Consider the following 16,560-nt stretch of genomic DNA (forward strand, 5'->3'; position numbering starts at 1 on the left):
TACGCAGAGGAGGCGGTAGACTTCCCCTGGCGGTATCTTATCGGACCGTAGCGTCACCAGCGCTGCGGTCCGTTTCTTTCTCCAGCGCCCAGAACACAGGCCGGGCGCGCAGCGCCAGGCACGCCGCAAGAAGCCCAGCCCCCAGCATCACTGCCCAGGCGTGGTCCGCCAATCCCTCAAACAGCAGACCATAGACCGCCTGTCCCAAGGGTTGGGCGCAGTTGGCCGTAGCCAGCACCGTGGCCATCACCTTTCCCAACAGATCCGGAGGGGTCTGCCCCTGCATGGCGGCTAAAATCGTCACGGTAAACAGGGTGGAGACCCCCATCACCAGAAAACTCAGCACAGTGATCAACCCATATCCCACGATAGGAGAAACCAGGGGCAGAAGGGCAACTCCCATGAGGACCACCCCTCCGGAGGCCAACAGCAACAGCAGCGGGCTGTGGTGAAGCCGAAGTCTTGCCCCCAGCCCGCTGGCCAGTAAGCCCCCCATCAGTCCCCCGAGACCCAAAGCCCCCTGGGTCAGTCCCAATTGAGTATCGGACCCATGCAGAAGCTGCACCACCATAATGGGAATGCCCACAATGATGGCTGCGGAGAGAACCAAGTTAAACAGCGCCAAAAGAAGAGTAACCCGTAGGAAATTCGGTTTCTCCCGCCCCATAAAACGCCAGCTCTCTGCCAAATCCCCCTTCACGGTCCGGAGCAGACTGTCCGTCCGGGGACGGCCGTTGTGGGGAATCCGAAGGAAACACTCCATGACAGCGGAGGCAAAAAAACACAGGGCACTCACAAGGACAATGGGATACACGCCAAACGCGCCAAATAAAACGCCACCAACCACCGGCCCCAAGAGGCCAGCCAGGGTGCTGACCATATTGACCAACGCATTGGCCTGAACCAGTCCCTCCTCCGGCACCAACAGCGGCAAGCTGGCCTGGACAGAAGGCTGGTAGGCCCCGGAAATACCGTAGAGCAGCATCAGCACCCCAATGAGCAGCGGGACCAGCGGCAGGACCTCTAAGGCCAGGGCAAGCCCCACCATAAGCAGGGATGTGGCAAAGTCCAAGGCCACCATAATGTTTCGTTTGTTCACCCGGTCCGCAATTCCGCCGCCCAGGAAGGAAAACACCACCATGGGCAGAAAGGAACAGGCTGTAACCACCCCGAAAAGGGATGGGGAATTGGTCTCCCGCAGCAGATACAGCGGCAGAGCAAAGCGGACAATGGCGTTGCCAAACAGAGAAATCACCTGCCCTAACACCAGAATGATCATATCTCGAGAAAAAATTTGCTTGAGTTTCATCGTGTTACCTCCATTTTAATACCGACGGTCGGTTTGTAAAGTCCCAAAAATAAACTGCTCTGAACGGAGCAGTTTATTGGGATTCCCCTCAAATTCCACGGCTGTCCGCCACGAAAGAGTCGATCAAATCTTCCTCCAGCAGGGTCCCCAGGCCGCAGCCCTGGGTGATTTGATTAAACACCACACAGCGGGCCCGCATTTCCTCCGGCGTTGTGGGGCGGCTGATCGGCTGGAGCCAAATTCCCATCAGCACCATAATCGCCTCCCCCACAGCCTGAATGTCCGAGACCTGGAGGGAGCCGTCTGCCACCCCCTCCTCCAAAATCGGCTGAATATACTCCGGGACGGAAATGTGAAGAATCTCCTGCATCTGCATGGCCAAATAGCGTGGATGGTCCAGAAGGTAGGGCATGATATGAAACGCCTCTTTTTGATTGGGATGAAGAATGGCTGATCGAAAGATTTTCCTGAGCTTTTCTTCCCCCGTCAACGCGGCGTCATCCCGGATCTTTGAAAGGCGGATTTCATTTTCCTGGCCAATCTGGTTGCAGATCGTTTCAAAAATCGCCTCTTTTGAGGAGAAGTGGTGATAGATCGCCCCTTTGGACAGGCCGGTTTCCCGGATAATATCCTGGAGTGATGTCTTCTCATACCCTTTCTCCAAAAAAAGCTTGGAGGCCGTGGTGAGAATGCGCTGCACCGTCTCCTCTGGGTGTTTGTTCCTGGCCATAGACGCGCCTCCTTCCCATTAACATACCGACGGTCTGTATGTAAATTATCACGTTTTTCTCCTGCTGTCAAGAAAAACTGTTTTCCTTCTCTGTTTTTTCCAATGTGTTCCCTGCCTACGGTTTATTACCATCTCCTTCCTAAAAATGAAAGGGGGGCAGATATCTCTGCCCTCCCGTCATACCGCCGCATTAAAACCAAAGGATCGTCTGCTCCTGGAATACAGGCGCCGAACCCTGTTCGTAGGGATCGTATCGCTTTTCATTGCAGCCAAATTCCTGCAGACGCTGGATTCGGCCCTCGCTGCTCCAGAGGACGTAGGAGACCCCTTCAAAAGCCTGCTCGGTCCCGTCGTCCATCCGGCAGTGAAACCGCCAGGTCACCATGGTCTCCTGCGCCCGGTGAAAACAGGCCCCCATGTCCCACCGGAGGACTCTGCCCCGGGTGTTCCATTCGGTAAACCAGTGCTTGATCTTCTCAACGCCCTGATACTGGGGGCCCCAGCTTTCAATATACAGGGCATCCTCCTGAAACAAGGCCGCAATTCCCTGGTCTTTTCCCTCCAGCCACATGGAAAACCAGCGGCGAAGGATGGCTTCCCGTTCCTCCATGTTTTCTCCTCCTCACGATTCCTTGGTCATAAACTGGGAGGCCGCTTTCAGCATCATCCGCTTGGTCCCCACATTGTCGAAGGCCACCTCCAGCAGCGCGTCTCCTCCCATGGACTGAACGGTGAGAACCATCCCGGTTCCAAACGCCGAATGCCGGACCATGTCTCCCTTTCGAAGGTCCAGCATCGGCTGGGCTTTGGGCGCCGGCTTGCGATAGGCCGCAGGCGCCGCCCGCGTGCCCGAGGGCCAAGCGGGCTGCGGCGCAGCCGGCCTTTGCACCTGAGAAAAACGCTCCTCCCCAGACCATCCGGTATCTGAAAGCAGTTCCTGCTGGGGACGCCGAATCTTTCCGCCGGCCTGGACCCGTTCAGCGGGAATTTCCTGCACAAAGCGGGAGGGCAAATTCGCCGAGGTCCGGCCAAAAAGCATTCTCTGGGCCGCGCAGGTCAGATAGAGACGCTCTTTTGCCCGGGTCAGCGCCACATAGCAAAGCCGGCGCTCTTCCTCCAATTCCTCTTCCTCCCCAATGGCCCGGAACCCTGGGAAAACCCCCTCTTCCATTCCCACGGTAAACACCACGGGAAACTCCAGGCCCTTGGCCGCGTGCATGGTCATAAGGGTGACGCAGTTGTCCGCCTCCTCCACACTGTCCAAATCTGTATACAGAGCCACCTCGTCCAAGAACCCTCCCAGGGAAGGATCTTCCGCGTGCTCCAGATACCCGCTGATGGAGGAGGACAACTCGTGAATGTTTTCCAACCGGGACTTGCTCTCGTGGTCTGTCTTGGCCGAAAGCATCTCTCCATAGCCGCTGGCCTGGATGAGCGTTTCATAAAATGTAGGTAAGTCTACCTCCTCCGCCAAACGCTGCATGGAGCGAATCAAGTCCACAAATGTCTGGAACTTGGGCGCCGCCTTCTTCAGGGCGGGAATCTGCCCGGCATTGGAGAGAACATCCCACAGGCTCCGTCCCTCCTGGGCCGCGATTCCCCGGGCATGTTCCATGGTCTTTGCCCCAATTCCCCGAGGCGGGTTGTTTACCACCCGAAGCAGACGGAGGTCGTCCTGGGGATTGTGAATGACGCAGAGGTAAGAGAGCATGTCCTTCACCTCAGCCCGCTCGAAAAAGCGGAAGCCGCCCACCACCCGATAGGGTATGCTGTTGCTTTTCAGCGCCATCTCGATCTGGTTGGACAGGGCATTCATTCGGTAGAGAACCGCACAGTCCCTCCACTGCTTCCCCTCCCCATAGGCGCGGAGCAGCTGCGTGGCAACGTACATGCCCTCCTCCCGTTCATTTCCGGCGGTATAGAACTGTACTTTTTCCCCCTCCCCATGGTCGGTCCACAGGTTCTTCCCTTTCCGCCCCCGGTTGTTCCGGATCACCGCGTTGGCCGCTTCCAGAATGTTTCCCGTGGAGCGGTAGTTCTGTTCCAGACGGATCACCCGGGCATTTTGATACTCCTGCTCGAAGGAGAGAATGTTCTCAATGGTCGCCCCCCGGAACCGGTAGATTGACTGGTCATCGTCTCCCACCACGCAGATGTTCTTCTGCCCCCCTGCCAGCAGGGCTGCCAGGAGATATTGCAGGTGGTTGGTATCCTGGTACTCGTCGATGAGGACATAGCGGAATTTCCGCTGATAGTACGTCCGCACGTCGTCAAACCCCTGGAGGAGGCGGACAGTGTGGAGAATGATATCGTCAAAGTCCAATGCACCGGCTGCCCAGAGTTTTTTCTCATAGGCCAGATAGACATTGGCAATCTTTTGCAGCCGGAAATCCCCTTTGGCCTTGCACTGGTCCAGATACGCCTGGGCCAAAAGCATCTCATCCTTTGCCCGGGAAATATACCCCAGTACCGTGCGGGGCTGAAAGGCCTTGTCGTCCATATTCAGCTCCTTCAGGCACTCCTTGATGACCCGGAGGGAGTCGTCGGTATCATAAATGGTGAAGGAGGCGGGAAATCCCAGTTTCTCAATGTCCCGCCGGAGAATCCGCACACAGGCGGAATGAAAGGTCGCCGCCCAGACGTCCCGGGCATCCGGGCCAATCTTTTCCTCCAGCCGTTGTTTCAGCTCACCAGCGGCTTTGTTGGTAAAGGTGATGGCGATCACCTGCCAAGGGGCGGCGGGCTCCAGGGCGCACAGGAGGTTGGCCCGGCTGGTCTCCCATTCATCGGGGGCCGTTTTCTCCACATACTCCGCCAAAAAGCGGACATCTTCCTCTGTGATATGGTCGGGTACCTCCTGGGCATCTGCGCCTCTGCCATAGCGCAGCAGGTTCGCAATGCGGTGGATGAGCACCGTGGTCTTTCCACTGCCCGCCCCAGCAAGCAGAAGCAAGGGGCCCTCCGTGGTCAGCACCCCCTCCAACTGACGGGGGTTCAGATTACCAAACGCCTGGGCAATGACCCGGCGTCGCAGTGCAGCAAATTGTAGTTGTTTTTCTTCAGACAGCATCGTGATTCACCGTATCTTTCCATCATTCGATGGGCAATATTGTACCTGAAACCACGACGTTTTACAACTGAAAATCCCCCTATTCCGCCTCCCTCCACAAAATTTGGTTGCTTTCATCCCCTGCAATGGGGTAGAATAGGGATACTTAAAACCAGCGCGCAGGAGGACCGGATGAAACGGGTAAGACAATTTTTCTCTCGATATCGAAGCGGCCTTCAGCGGGCCGGCGCGGTGTTGCTGGCCCTGGCCGTATGGCAGGGGCTTGCAATGGGCGTAGGCCAGAAACTACTGGTCCCCTCTCCCCTGTCCGTAGTGGAACGCCTGGGGGGAATCTGGCAGGAGGCCGACTTCTGGGGCACAGTGTGGTTCACCTTTCGGAAGATCGTGGCGGGTTTCCTGCTGGGGCTGGGGTTCGGTCTGGGCCTGGGGGCTTTGGCCGGGCGGTTTCCACTCTTTGAGATTCTGTTCCGTCCCTGGGCCACCATGATTAAGTCCATTCCGGTGGCCTCCTTCATCATCATTTGTCTCATCTGGATGTCCTCCTCCCGGCTGTCCATTTTTATCTCTTTTCTCATGGTTCTGCCCATTGTCTATACCAATGTGCTTCAAAGTATCCGCAGCGCCGACCGGCAACTGCTGGAAGCGGTGTCCATCTTCCGGTTGTCCTGGCCCAAGCGGGCACTCTACCTCTGGCTTCCCCAGCTCAAGCCCTACCTTCTCTCGGCCTGCACAGTGAGCCTGGGCATCTCCTGGAAAGCGGGGATCGCGGCGGAGATCATCGGCATTCCCGCCGGGTCCATCGGCCGAATGTTTTACGATGCCAAGGTCTATTTCAACACAGTAGATCTCTTTGCCTGGACTGTCATCGTGGTGGTGATCAGCGTGCTATTTGAAAAAGGATTCCTGGCTCTTTTGAAGGGGGTCTTTGGGAGGTTGGAAACGCTGTGACAGATCTCATCTTAGAACATATCAGCAAACGATACGGAGACCATGTCGTCCTTGAGGACTTTTCCGCTCGGTTTCCCGCCGGGCAATGTACCTGCATCATGGGTCCCTCAGGGTGTGGAAAAACCACGCTGCTGCGGATCATCCTGGGGCTGGAACAGCCTGACCACGGCACCATCCAGGGACAGGTCCGCCCTGTGTCCGCAGTTTTTCAGGAGAACCGCCTCTTCGAGGACTTTTCCGCTCTCTCCAACGCCGCTGTGGTCTGCCCCAAAGGGGACCGGCAGGAGGCCGCCCGCCACCTCACCGCACTGGGGCTGGCGGACAGCTTATCCCTCCCTGTCCGTGCCCTCAGCGGTGGAATGAAGCGTCGGGTCTCCATTGCCCGTGCTGTACTGGCCCCCGGGCCCCTTCTGGTCCTGGACGAACCCTTTACAGGGCTGGACCGAACTACCAAAGCGGTGGTATTGGATTACTTGAAACGCTATACCCAGGGGCGGACCCTGCTTCTGGTCACCCATGACCCGGCAGAGCGGGATGCATTGGCCCACAGCACCTTACAGATGCCGTCCCAGATAACATGAATGAATATTCATACCGGTTTCATCCACTGGGAAATATATTCCTTTTATTCCGTTTCCCCGTATCCCGCTTTTTCTCCCTGGAATTCTGCCAGAACAGACAAAATCCGCCCTGCGGCACCTGAGGCGGCTGCCGCTGGGCGGATTTTTTGAACGGGAAGGCGATTTATTCCTTGCGCTCTCCCTCTCCCAAGGAAGCAATCTCCGCGGGATACTCCCCCTCTTCCATAAAATAGGTCCGGTAACCATCTGTCACCAACGAGTGCTTACCCAATACCCGGACCAGCCTTTGACTGCGCAAGGCGATTTCCTGCGCCACGTCAGGAATGGTCTGCCCGTTTTTGGAGACGCTCTCTGCCTCTCCCGGGGTCATCATCGTAACTTGGCTGCTCTGAAGAGACAGACCACTGCGGGGAAAGACCATTTCCTCCGGCGTGGCCAGGAAGAAATCCTCCCGCACCAGGCGAATCCCAATGTCCGCCACCACCAGCCGGCCGACCTTCCATACAGCCTCTCCCAAGAACATACCAGCTTTCAGATAGCCGATGGTCACCGTGAGGTCCGACCTGACCACCAGGTCCCCTTTCCCTGTGTCCCCATTCATACCGCTGTTGATATCCACACTCACCACATAGGCTTTGGCCCGATTGATGGCCTGAATGGCCTGTTGAAACGCCCCCCGCACGGGCCCAGAAAATCCGGTTCCCAAGAGGCAGTCCACCAGGATGTCGTAGCGGGATAGATCCTCCCCCTCAGAAAATCGCTTCCGCTCCACCCCTTTTTCCACAGCCTGGTCATAATAATATTTTCCATCCTCAGAATAGTGCTCCGAGACTTGGTACAGGCAGCAGGGCACAGAATGGTCCGCCAGAATGCCCGCCAGGGCATAGCCGTCCCCGCCATTGTTGCCGCTGCCGGTGAAAATGGCGACCTTCTTCCCCTGCCAGTTCACCGCCTGGTACACTCCCATGGCTGCCCGGTACATCAGTTCTCTGCTGGGTACATATAACGCAATGGTATGGGCGTCACTCTCCCGCATGGTTGCCACTGTGATGACGTCTTTCATCTCTTGCCATCCCCTTTTCTCCTCTGTGGGTATTTTTTCTATTATAATTGATCTGATAGAAAAGATCAATTCCCTTACGCACAAAAATGGGAATCCTGTCTTTTTCCCTTGCAAACGTTCCCTATATTTAGTATAATACGTGTTTGTAAACTTTTCTTATCGGCAGATACAAGGAGGATGACACAAACATTATGAACCAATCCCAACGACAGAAAGAGCCCATGAGCAAAAAGGCCAAGCTCTACTGGGCCATTGGCATCATCATTGCCATTCTGGTCGCCGCGCTTTTGATCTGGCACACCTTCTTCTTCGGGAAGCAGAACGCCAACGCGACCGCTGCCACTGTGGGCGACCAGACATACACCACCACGGAGGTCTCCTACTACTATTACTCCGTCGCCAACGGGTTCACCCAGCAGGCGCAAGCCTATCAGCAGATGGGGATGGATATGGGCTATGACCCCTCCCTGTCCCCCTCGGAGCAGACCTACAACGAGGAGGAAGGGACCACCTACGCCGACTACTTCCTGGAGCAGGCTTTGGACCAGCTCCAGCAGGTGTCCATCCTGTGCCGCGAGGCAGAAGCCGCGGGATACACGCTCTCTGCAGAGGGCGAACAGTCCATTCAGGACAACATGGACGCGCTGTACACCTACAGTGTGCAGAGCAATGCCGGCTCGGAGGAATCCTATCTCCGCATGATCTACGGCCGGAACATGACCAAATCCCTGTTCAAAGAACTTCTGACCAAGTCCATCCTGGCCGATGAATATGCCGCTGTCAAGAGCGAGTCCTTCACCTATACTGACGGGGAGCTGGACGATTATTATGACGCGCACGCCGCCGATCTGGACTCCTATGACTACCGCTTCTGTTACATCAACGCTGAATTCGAGGACAAGACGGACGAGGATGGAAACACCGTCGAGCCCACAGAGGAGGAAACCAAGGCCGCTATGGACGCCGCCGCTGAGAAGGCCGACAAAATGATCGCAGAAGTCCGGGGCGGCACCGCGTTCAACACCGCAGCACAGGACTATCTGGATGAGACCTCCGCCGAGTCTTACAGTGATCCCGAGTATAACCACAAGACCGGTGATCTGGGCAGCACCGTGACCTCCACCTACCGGGAGTGGCTCACCGACGACAGCCGTCAGCCGGGAGACCTGACTTCCATTGAGGTAGAGAATACCGGCTACTGCGTGGTCCAGTTCCTGGGACGGGAAAAAGATACCGACAGCTACCAGACTATGAACTACCGCAGCATTCAGATTCTGGCAGAGACCACCCCCAGCGAGGATGGCTCCACCGCCCTGCCCACTGAGGATCAGCTGGCCGCCGCCAAGGAGCAGGCCCAGGGGCTGCTGGATCAGTGGAAAGCAGGAGACGCCACCGCGGATTCCTTCGCCGCCCTGGCTAAGGAGAACAGCGCCGATGAAACCACCAAGGAAAACGGCGGCCTCCATGAGGATGCCAACCGGGACAGCCTGGATGCCGCCCTCACCGACTGGCTCTTTGCCCAGGGGCGTCAGGTTGGGGACACCACTGTGGTGGAGAGCACGGACAGCAGTGGGAACGTCACCGGCTACCAGGTGCTTTACGTGGAGAGCTTTGGCGAGATCCAGTGGAAGTACCAGGCCGCCAGCTCCCTGCGCTCGGAAGACTACAACCAGTGGTACGAAGACCTGCAGGCCAAATATCCCGCAGAGCTCACCGAAGAGGGAAAGGCCATCCCCACACTGTAACCACCTTCCCCGCGGAGGCATAACGCTTCCGCGGGGCTTTTTTAGGAGGCATCCCCATGGATCATGAACAATTTCTCCGCACAGAAATGCTGCTGGGCTCCCCTGCCATGGAGCGGCTCCGCCAGTCCCATGTGGCCGTTTTTGGCATCGGCGGCGTGGGAAGCTGGTGCGCCGAGGCTCTGGCGCGGGCTGGGATCGGCCAGCTGACCTTGGTGGACCACGACCAGGTGGGACTCACCAACCTGAATCGCCAGGCGGAAGCCCTTCACTCCACCCTTGGGCTGGAGAAAACCGCCGCCATGGCCCAGCGCATCCAGGACATCAATCCCAACTGTATCCTCCACTTGATACCCGAAAAATACGAGGCGGCGAACCGTGACCAGTTCTTCCGTCTGCCTTATGATTACATCGTAGACGCCATTGATCTGGTCTCCTGCAAGCTGGATTTGATTGAGACCGCACGGAGCCGCTCCATTCCCATCCTCTCTTCCATGGGGACTGGGAATAAGCTAGACCCCTCCCAATTCCGTGTGGCGGATCTCTCCCAAACCCAAGGCTGCCCCCTGGCCCGCGTCCTTCGGAAAGAGCTGAGGAAACGGGGGATCCTCCACCACAAGGTGGTGTTTTCCCCCGAGCTCCCCGCCCCCACCACCCAGGGGGAGGCACCCCCGCCCGGCCGGCGCTCTGTCCCTGCCAGCGCCCCGTGGGTTCCTCCCGTGGCGGGCTTTCTGCTGGCAGGCGCTGTCATACAAGATCTCATTGCAGAATAAAATGGCCCTTCTCTGGCAAACTATGCCGGAGGAGGGCTTTTGCTTTGAAACGATCAACTTCTTGGATTCCCGCCGCCATGGCCGGCGGCGCAGCGGGAATCGTCAACGGATTCTTCGGCGGTGGGGGCGGGATGGTGCTGGTGCCCCTGCTCATGTCTCGATGTGCCCTGGACCGGCGGCATGCCTTTGCCAGTTCCGTAGCCATCATCTTTCCCCTGTGCGCCCTGTCCGCTATTATTTACTATACGAGGGGCCATCTGGACCTGATGGGGGCACTCCCCTACCTGGTCGGCGGACTCATCGGCGGGCTCATCGGCGGAAAAATCTTTGAAAAAATCCCCGTGGTATGGCTGAAGCGGGCCTTTGCTCTGCTGATCCTCTACGGGGCCTGGTCGGCGCTGCGCGGATGATGGGTTGGCTGATCGCCCTGCTGGCCGGCACCATCACAGGAATTCTCTCCGCCTTTGGCATTGGCGGAGGGTCCCTGCTGCTCATCTATCTTACCTCCTTCGCCGCCATAGACCAGCACCAGGCCCAGGGAATCAACCTTCTGTATTTCCTGCCGGCCGCCGCCGCCGCCCTGCCAGCCCACCACAAGCATGGTCTTCTGGACAAAAAGGTGATCCTCCCCGCGATTTTAGCGGGCTTGGCCGCCGCCGGATTGGCTGCCTGGCTTTCCAGCAGTCTGGACACAGGGCTGCTGCGAAAACTCTTTGGCCTCTTTCTTCTGTATGTTGGCCTGCGGGAACTCTTTCACAAGGACCCGGACCAGTCTGAAAAAGATGACACCAAATGAGAAAGCCGGGGTGACTTCAGGTCACCCCGGCTTTCTCTTCCCATCATTTGCATTTCCGCTGCGATGACATCAATTTACCCCTGTGGCAAAACGTCGCTATCTGCAAACTGCTGCTCATGGATTCTATTTTTTCGGATGAGAAGCACGCTGATCAGCATGGCAATGATTTGAGATAACGGCACTGAAATCCAAGTGCCATCTACACTGCCCATAGCATTGGGGAGAATGAGAAGCAAAACGCAGAGGGTCAATGGTTCCCCATAAATCAGAACGTAGGCCCAGAGGTTTTTTCCCATGGCATAAAAATAAGCTGTGGTCACTCTGGATACACTGACAAAGACAAAGCCAACTATGAAGATCGGCAGAATTTGCGCAACGCGTACCGCCACTGTTTCAGAGGTCCCAAATAAATATGCCGCGTTGCCCCGCAGAAGGAAAAGGATGACAGCGCAGATAGCCGCAACGCCAAAAGCAAACCGATACGCCAGATTCCGCACCGTTTTGGTTATATGGTACTTCCCCTCCCCATAGGCAAGGCTGATCAGCGGCTGGCTGCCGTCGCTGACCCCCTGCATGAGCAGCATAACCACTGAGGAAATATAACTGATCGGTGCATAACAAGTCACAGCAATCGTTCCCCCAAAAATCACGGCGCTCTTATTCAGCAGGATCAACGTGATATTGGGCGAATAGGTCAACCCGAAAGGGGAAAGTCCCACGCCTAAGATACGGGACGAAAGAGAGCGCCCTTCTCCACCGAAATGAAAGGATGGGGCGTGCTTCTTTACGATAAAAAATACAAGGCATACCAAAAAGGTCATCGCCTGACCGATTGCCGTGGCTATGGCGGCCCCCATCATTCCCCAGGGAAGCACCCATACAAACAGATAATCCAAAACAATGTTTGTGATAAAGCCGGTCACCATAGCAGCCATAGCGGTGACCGCCCCTCCCATATTGCGAATGAAAGGAACCAGTCCGGTTCCCGCAATTTGAAAGACCGCCCCGTAGCTGACAAAGCGCAGATACTCACTACTGTACTCCAGTATCTCACCGCTTGCACCAAATGCTCCAAGAATCCGGGGACCGGCAAGCAGGAACAGGACGGTAAAGAGAATGCTGCATCCGCCCAGCAAGACAATGGACATGCCCATATACTGTTTTCCCCTGCTTTCATGCTTACTTCCTGCATGAATCGCGTACTCAATCGCGCCGCCCATGCCGATGCCTGTCCCAACGGCCTGCAGAAAAGCCGTCAGCGGAAAGGCAATGTTGACCGCGGCCAAGGCATCGTCTCCCAGCGCGTTTCCTACAAAGAAACCATCGGCAATCGCATAGATTCCAGACAGGGCAAAGGCAAGCATAGAAGGGATTACATATCGAAAAAATTCTCTTCGGATGTGCATTTTAATCCCCGACCTCCCTAAAATACCGGTTATAGAGAGCCGTGTATTCAATCAGCTGTTCCGCCCGGTCCACCTCCAACCGGAGCCATACCCGCGCCTCATGCTCCTGAAGCGATTGGACGATTTGTGCCGCCTGTTCTCTCCCTTCAGCCGTCAAACAGAGTTTCCGGCTCCTTCGGTCCTGTTCCGAAACTTCCAGTTCCAGCCACCCCTTGTCTGCCAAGGTTTTGATAATGGCATGCACAGTCTGCTTTGGAATCGTAAAACGCCGGCAAATGTCCTTTTGGAACACCGCTTCTTCAGTTTCTGTAATAGAAAGGACCACCAGCAGCTCATAAAACGAGAGTCCCCGTCTTCGTGCCCAGGTTTCATACAGCTGGCTCGTTTCCATCCATACCGCATTGTACCGAGCGCTTAGTTGACGCAAATGATCCATAATTCGCCTCCATTAGTCCAATTTAGGACTAATTATACGGTGAGATACAGCATTTTGTCAAGCCCTCTGCCCTCGCCGGACCGGCCCCCCAAAAGGCCGCCTTTTGCCGGTGACCTCACCTCCCGCGTTATAAAAAATTCCCGTAAGTGAACCGCCATGGGAGAAAAAAGCGATACAAAACGCTGGACATGGTTTTCTCAACCATGTCCAGCGTTTTGTTCTCATCTACCTGTATTTACGTCGTTTCCCCTCTGTCTCACAAAAAACCTGTTTACAACCCAAACTATTTGGAGGATGACACCACCGTTTTGTTCCGCTTATGGACCATATGAATCCCAAACAGCGTCAGCAGCATCAGCACAATGGCAATGGGGAGGGCAATCCACGCCTTGGGCAGAAATCCTGCGATCACATAGCTGACAAAGCTCACCGCCGCCACTGTGATGGCATAGGGCAGCTGCGTTGAGACATGATTGACGTGATCACACTGAGCCCCCGCCGAGGCCATAATGGTGGTGTCGGAGATGGGAGAACAGTGGTCCCCGCAGACCGCGCCGGCCATGCAGGCGGAAATGCACACCACAGACAAGGGGTTATCCATGGGAAACACACTCTGCACAATGGGAATGAGCATCCCAAAGGTTCCCCAGCTGGTCCCTGTGGCAAAAGCCAGCAGGCAGCCAATGAGGAACACAATAGCCGGCAGGAACATCTGGACCTGGGAGGCGTTGCTGTAAACAAAGTCCCGGACAAAATACTTCGCGCCCAGAGAATCCGTCATCGCTTTCAGCGTCCAGGCAAAACTGAGAATGAGGATAGCGGGGACCATGGCCTTGAATCCCTCTGGAATGCAGGACATCATACTGCTAAACGACATGGAGCGGCGGAGCCCAAAGTAAATCAAGGAGAAGACCAGTGCAAAGGCAGACCCCAGCAGCAGCCCCACCGAGGCATCCGACGCAGAAAATGCCTCCACAAACCCCACACCATCAAAAAATCCGCCGGAATAGAGCATCCCGGTGACACAGCAGAGAATCAGCAGAACGATGGGCAGAACCAGGTCCATGACCCGTCCGTGGCTCACATCCTCTTCCACCTCCATGGTATCATAAGGATTCTTTCCAGAAAACAGGTCCCCAGACTCCATCGCGTTGCGCTCATACCGCGCCATAGGGCCATAGTCGATTTTCAGCAGGGAAATTCCCACCATCATCAGAATGGTCAGCAGTGCGTAAAAGTTAAAAGGGATGGCCCGGATAAACAGATTCAGCCCCTGGCCGTCCTCCGCAAATCCCGCCACCGCCGCGGCCCAGGAAGAAATGGGGGCAATGATACACACCGGAGCGGCCGTAGCATCAATGAGATAGGACAGCTTTGCCCGGGAAATCCGATGCTTGTCCGTCACAGGACGCATGACGCTGCCCACGGTCAGGCAGTTAAAGTAGTCATCAATGAAGATCAGGCAGCCCAGAATAATCGTGGCCAGCTGGGCGCCTACCCGGGACTTGATATGGGTTTGCGCCCACCGGCCAAAGGCGGCTGAACCCCCTGCCCGGTTCATCAGGCACACCATGGCCCCCAAGATGACCAGGAAAATCAAAATCCCCATATTGTATGTATCAGATACCGAGGCCACAATCCCATCCAGGAATACGTGGCGGATGGTCCCTTCAAAGCCAAAGTTGGCGTAGAGCAGTCCGCCCACTACAATCCCAATAAAGAGGGAGGAATAGACCTCCTTGGTGATTAAGGCCAATGCAATGGCCACAATGGGGGGCAGCAGTGCCCAAAACGTGTTGTAAAAATGGCTGGGAGACTCCACATAGCCCGTCCCCTGGCAGCTGGGACATACAAAGGTTCCTCCGCAGGCCTCACAGCTGGCATCCTGCCCATAGCAAGTCATGCATAGGCCGGTGCTGTTACAATCCGCACACGCAATCATCTTGCTGCCTGGTTCCTCTGTGGGGTCTTCTCCCGCAGCAAAGGCAGTGGCGCTCATGGCAAGCACCAGGACCGCCAGCACAGCCAGCAGGGGAAGCAGCCGCCGTCGATGGTTTCTCATCGTTTTTTCTCTCTCCTTTCTATAAAAAAAGCCATGACGCTGTCATGACTTCACAGAATGGGAAACCACGACAGCCCTCCGCCCCCTTGGGGCGACAGTCTGAGGGATCTTATCCCACAGCCCGGCTTCCCAGAAGGACAGGCCCCCTCTGAAAAACCTCGGCAGACACGCCTTTCTCCCTCCCACCAGCCTGGGTTTCCAGGAGGCATACTCTTCGCGCCCGCACCTCTATCATGCTATGTCTCCTTATCCTATCATTTCCTGCAAAAATGTCAATCCTTTTTACAAAAGTCTATTCTTTTGCCCCGCAGGTGAAACGGGCTACCCAATTTTTCAGAATGGGTGTACAATAGAGAAAATCTTTTGTGTGGGAGAAGCCTCTATGAACCAAAAAGAACTCAACGAAATTCGCCGTCACCTCTCCCTCAAGCGGTGCGGCATCCATAAGATTTATGGCTGTTTTGTCAGCAGCGGCAAAGAGATCATCTCTGACTTTCAAACCTCCTTCGGTCTCATGAGCGAGTTCGAGGCAGAAAAATACCTGTCTCTTCTCAAAAAGACGCTGTCCGGTACATTGGGAAAGAACCTCCTGGACCTCTCCTTTTCCACCCAGCAGGTGGTTGACAGCCCAGAGCACAAGCGCCTGTCCGCCCTGCGAAACACTCAGTTAGAGGAGCCCAGTGCCAGAGCGGCCTTCTTCCAGTCGGTGATCGCCTCTCTGTCCCTGGGAGACACCCCTTACCTGATTCTCTTGGCCCATGACGTCTATGACGTTCCCCATCGCGGCGGAGACGACGAACTGCAGGCCGACGCATCCGATCAGGTCTTCTCCTACCTTCTCTGTGCCATCTGCCCTGTCAAGGAAGAAAAGCCAGAACTGGCCTACGCCCCTGGGGACAAGGTCTTCCGCACCCGGGGGATCAGCCAGATTATCTCCCCGCCGGAGCTTGGATTCCTGTTCCCCACCTTCGACCAGCGCGCAGCCAACCTATACCATGCCCTGTTCTATACCAAACATGAGGAAGAAATTCATCAGGACTTCATCGACGAGATTTTTCACACAGGGCCTCTCCTGTCCGCGGCCCAGCAGCGGGAAACCTTCCAGCACGCTCTCACGGTTTCCCTCAATGAGACCTGCAGCTACGATGTCATTCAAGGGGTACACGAGCAGTTTCGGGAACGCATTGCCCAGCACAAGGAGAGCCGAGACCCAGAGCCCCTGGACCTTTCGATTCGGGAGGTGGGCGCCATACTCCAGGAGAGTGGTGTGCCGAAGGCACAAATTGAGGCCTTTGAAGAGACCTGTATCCAACAGTTCGGAGAAAACGCCGCACTCTCCCCCTCGAACCTCATCGACAGCAAACGGTTTCAGGTGGCCTCCCCGCAGCTGAAGATCTCCATTGATCCAGAGAGTAGCAGCTTCATTGAGGCCAGGATTCTCCATGGGCGGAAGTATCTCCTCGTCCCTGTGACCGATGAGGTCGAAGTCAACGGGATTCCCATTCATTTCCCGGAAGAGGAGCCTTGCTGACCATTGCAGCCCTTTCCCCTCTCAGGCGCCCTATTCAAAAACAGAAGGAACAGGAAGATCCGGCCAGATCGCGGGCCGGATCTTCCTGTTCCTGTTTTAGAACTTCCACACCC

15 protein-coding genes and 1 riboswitch are annotated in these 16,560 nt (G+C 56.1%); of the genes, 7 read left to right on the top strand and 8 right to left on the bottom strand.

All coding sequences use genetic code 11. The features are described 5' to 3' along the window. Positions 1-37: 37 nt before the first annotated feature. From DV520_RS09145 to DV520_RS09160, 4 genes are all read right to left on the bottom strand, one after another. Positions 38-1,309, bottom strand: a complete 1,272-nt coding sequence (locus DV520_RS09145) for an MFS transporter (protein WP_117142522.1) — start codon at positions 1,307-1,309, stop codon at positions 38-40. 88 nt (positions 1,310-1,397) lie between these two features. After that, complete coding sequence (locus DV520_RS09150; protein ID WP_021920200.1) at positions 1,398-2,039, bottom strand: TetR/AcrR family transcriptional regulator; 642 nt, start codon at positions 2,037-2,039, stop codon at positions 1,398-1,400. A gap of 190 nt (positions 2,040-2,229) precedes the next feature. Beyond that, positions 2,230-2,649, bottom strand: a complete 420-nt coding sequence (locus DV520_RS09155) for a nuclear transport factor 2 family protein (RefSeq protein ID WP_117142523.1) — start codon at positions 2,647-2,649, stop codon at positions 2,230-2,232. 12 nt (positions 2,650-2,661) lie between these two features. After that, positions 2,662-5,109, bottom strand: coding sequence for an ATP-dependent helicase (locus tag DV520_RS09160; RefSeq protein WP_117142524.1), 2,448 nt, complete (start codon positions 5,107-5,109; stop codon positions 2,662-2,664). Positions 5,110-5,280: 171 nt separating this feature from the next. Between DV520_RS09160 and DV520_RS09165 the strand changes: the two genes are divergently transcribed. Continuing rightward, positions 5,281-6,057: an ABC transporter permease gene (locus DV520_RS09165; RefSeq protein WP_117142525.1), complete on the top strand. Its 777-nt coding sequence runs from the start codon at positions 5,281-5,283 to the stop codon at positions 6,055-6,057. Further along, positions 6,054-6,638 carry an ABC transporter ATP-binding protein gene (locus DV520_RS09170; protein ID WP_117142526.1) on the top strand — a complete coding sequence of 195 codons (585 nt, stop codon included), beginning with the start codon at positions 6,054-6,056 and terminating at the stop codon, positions 6,636-6,638. The genes DV520_RS09165 and DV520_RS09170 overlap by 4 nt, the downstream gene beginning before the upstream one ends. A gap of 163 nt (positions 6,639-6,801) precedes the next feature. Here the strand turns inward: DV520_RS09170 and DV520_RS09175 are convergent, their stop codons facing one another. Further along, positions 6,802-7,701, bottom strand: coding sequence for an NAD(P)H-hydrate epimerase (locus DV520_RS09175; protein ID WP_117142527.1), 900 nt, complete (start codon positions 7,699-7,701; stop codon positions 6,802-6,804). Between the two features lie 191 nt (positions 7,702-7,892). Here DV520_RS09175 and DV520_RS09180 point away from each other — a divergent pair, with 191 nt between their 5' ends. From DV520_RS09180 to DV520_RS09195, 4 genes are read left to right on the top strand one after another with little or no spacing between them, the layout of a single operon-like run. Beyond that, positions 7,893-9,446, top strand: a complete 1,554-nt coding sequence (locus DV520_RS09180) for a peptidylprolyl isomerase (protein WP_117142528.1) — start codon at positions 7,893-7,895, stop codon at positions 9,444-9,446. A 56-nt stretch (positions 9,447-9,502) separates the two neighbouring features. Beyond that, positions 9,503-10,216 carry a tRNA threonylcarbamoyladenosine dehydratase gene (locus DV520_RS09185; protein ID WP_117142529.1) on the top strand — a complete coding sequence of 238 codons (714 nt, stop codon included), beginning with the start codon at positions 9,503-9,505 and terminating at the stop codon, positions 10,214-10,216. Between the two features lie 44 nt (positions 10,217-10,260). Further along, positions 10,261-10,626, top strand: coding sequence for a sulfite exporter TauE/SafE family protein (locus DV520_RS09190; protein WP_021920208.1), 366 nt, complete (start codon positions 10,261-10,263; stop codon positions 10,624-10,626). Continuing rightward, positions 10,623-11,012 (top strand): TSUP family transporter, encoded by a 390-nt coding sequence (locus tag DV520_RS09195; protein ID WP_242984680.1) that lies wholly within the window; start codon positions 10,623-10,625, stop codon positions 11,010-11,012. The genes DV520_RS09190 and DV520_RS09195 overlap by 4 nt, the downstream gene beginning before the upstream one ends. A gap of 74 nt (positions 11,013-11,086) precedes the next feature. Here DV520_RS09195 and DV520_RS09200 read toward each other — a convergent pair whose 3' ends face one another. The 3 genes from DV520_RS09200 to DV520_RS09210 form a co-directional block, all read right to left on the bottom strand. Continuing rightward, positions 11,087-12,418, bottom strand: a complete 1,332-nt coding sequence (locus DV520_RS09200) for an MATE family efflux transporter (protein WP_117142531.1) — start codon at positions 12,416-12,418, stop codon at positions 11,087-11,089. A gap of 1 nt (position 12,419) precedes the next feature. Continuing rightward, positions 12,420-12,854 (bottom strand): MarR family winged helix-turn-helix transcriptional regulator, encoded by a 435-nt coding sequence (locus tag DV520_RS09205; RefSeq protein WP_117142532.1) that lies wholly within the window; start codon positions 12,852-12,854, stop codon positions 12,420-12,422. Positions 12,855-13,137: 283 nt separating this feature from the next. Further along, the gene (locus tag DV520_RS09210) at positions 13,138-14,916 is read right to left on the bottom strand and encodes a Na+/H+ antiporter NhaC family protein (RefSeq protein WP_021920212.1); all 1,779 of its coding nucleotides are present in this window, start codon (positions 14,914-14,916) and stop codon (positions 13,138-13,140) included. A 63-nt stretch (positions 14,917-14,979) separates the two neighbouring features. Further along, a riboswitch (Lysine riboswitch) is annotated at positions 14,980-15,155 on the bottom strand. A 143-nt stretch (positions 15,156-15,298) separates the two neighbouring features. On the opposite strand from DV520_RS09210, the gene DV520_RS09215 reads away from it, so the two are divergent. Further along, positions 15,299-16,447, top strand: coding sequence for a DUF4317 domain-containing protein (locus tag DV520_RS09215; protein WP_117142553.1), 1,149 nt, complete (start codon positions 15,299-15,301; stop codon positions 16,445-16,447). The last annotated feature ends 113 nt before the right edge of the window (positions 16,448-16,560 follow it).

Source organism: Evtepia gabavorous, from assembly GCF_003425665.1.
Lineage (GTDB): Bacteria > Bacillota > Clostridia > Oscillospirales > Oscillospiraceae > Evtepia > Evtepia gabavorous.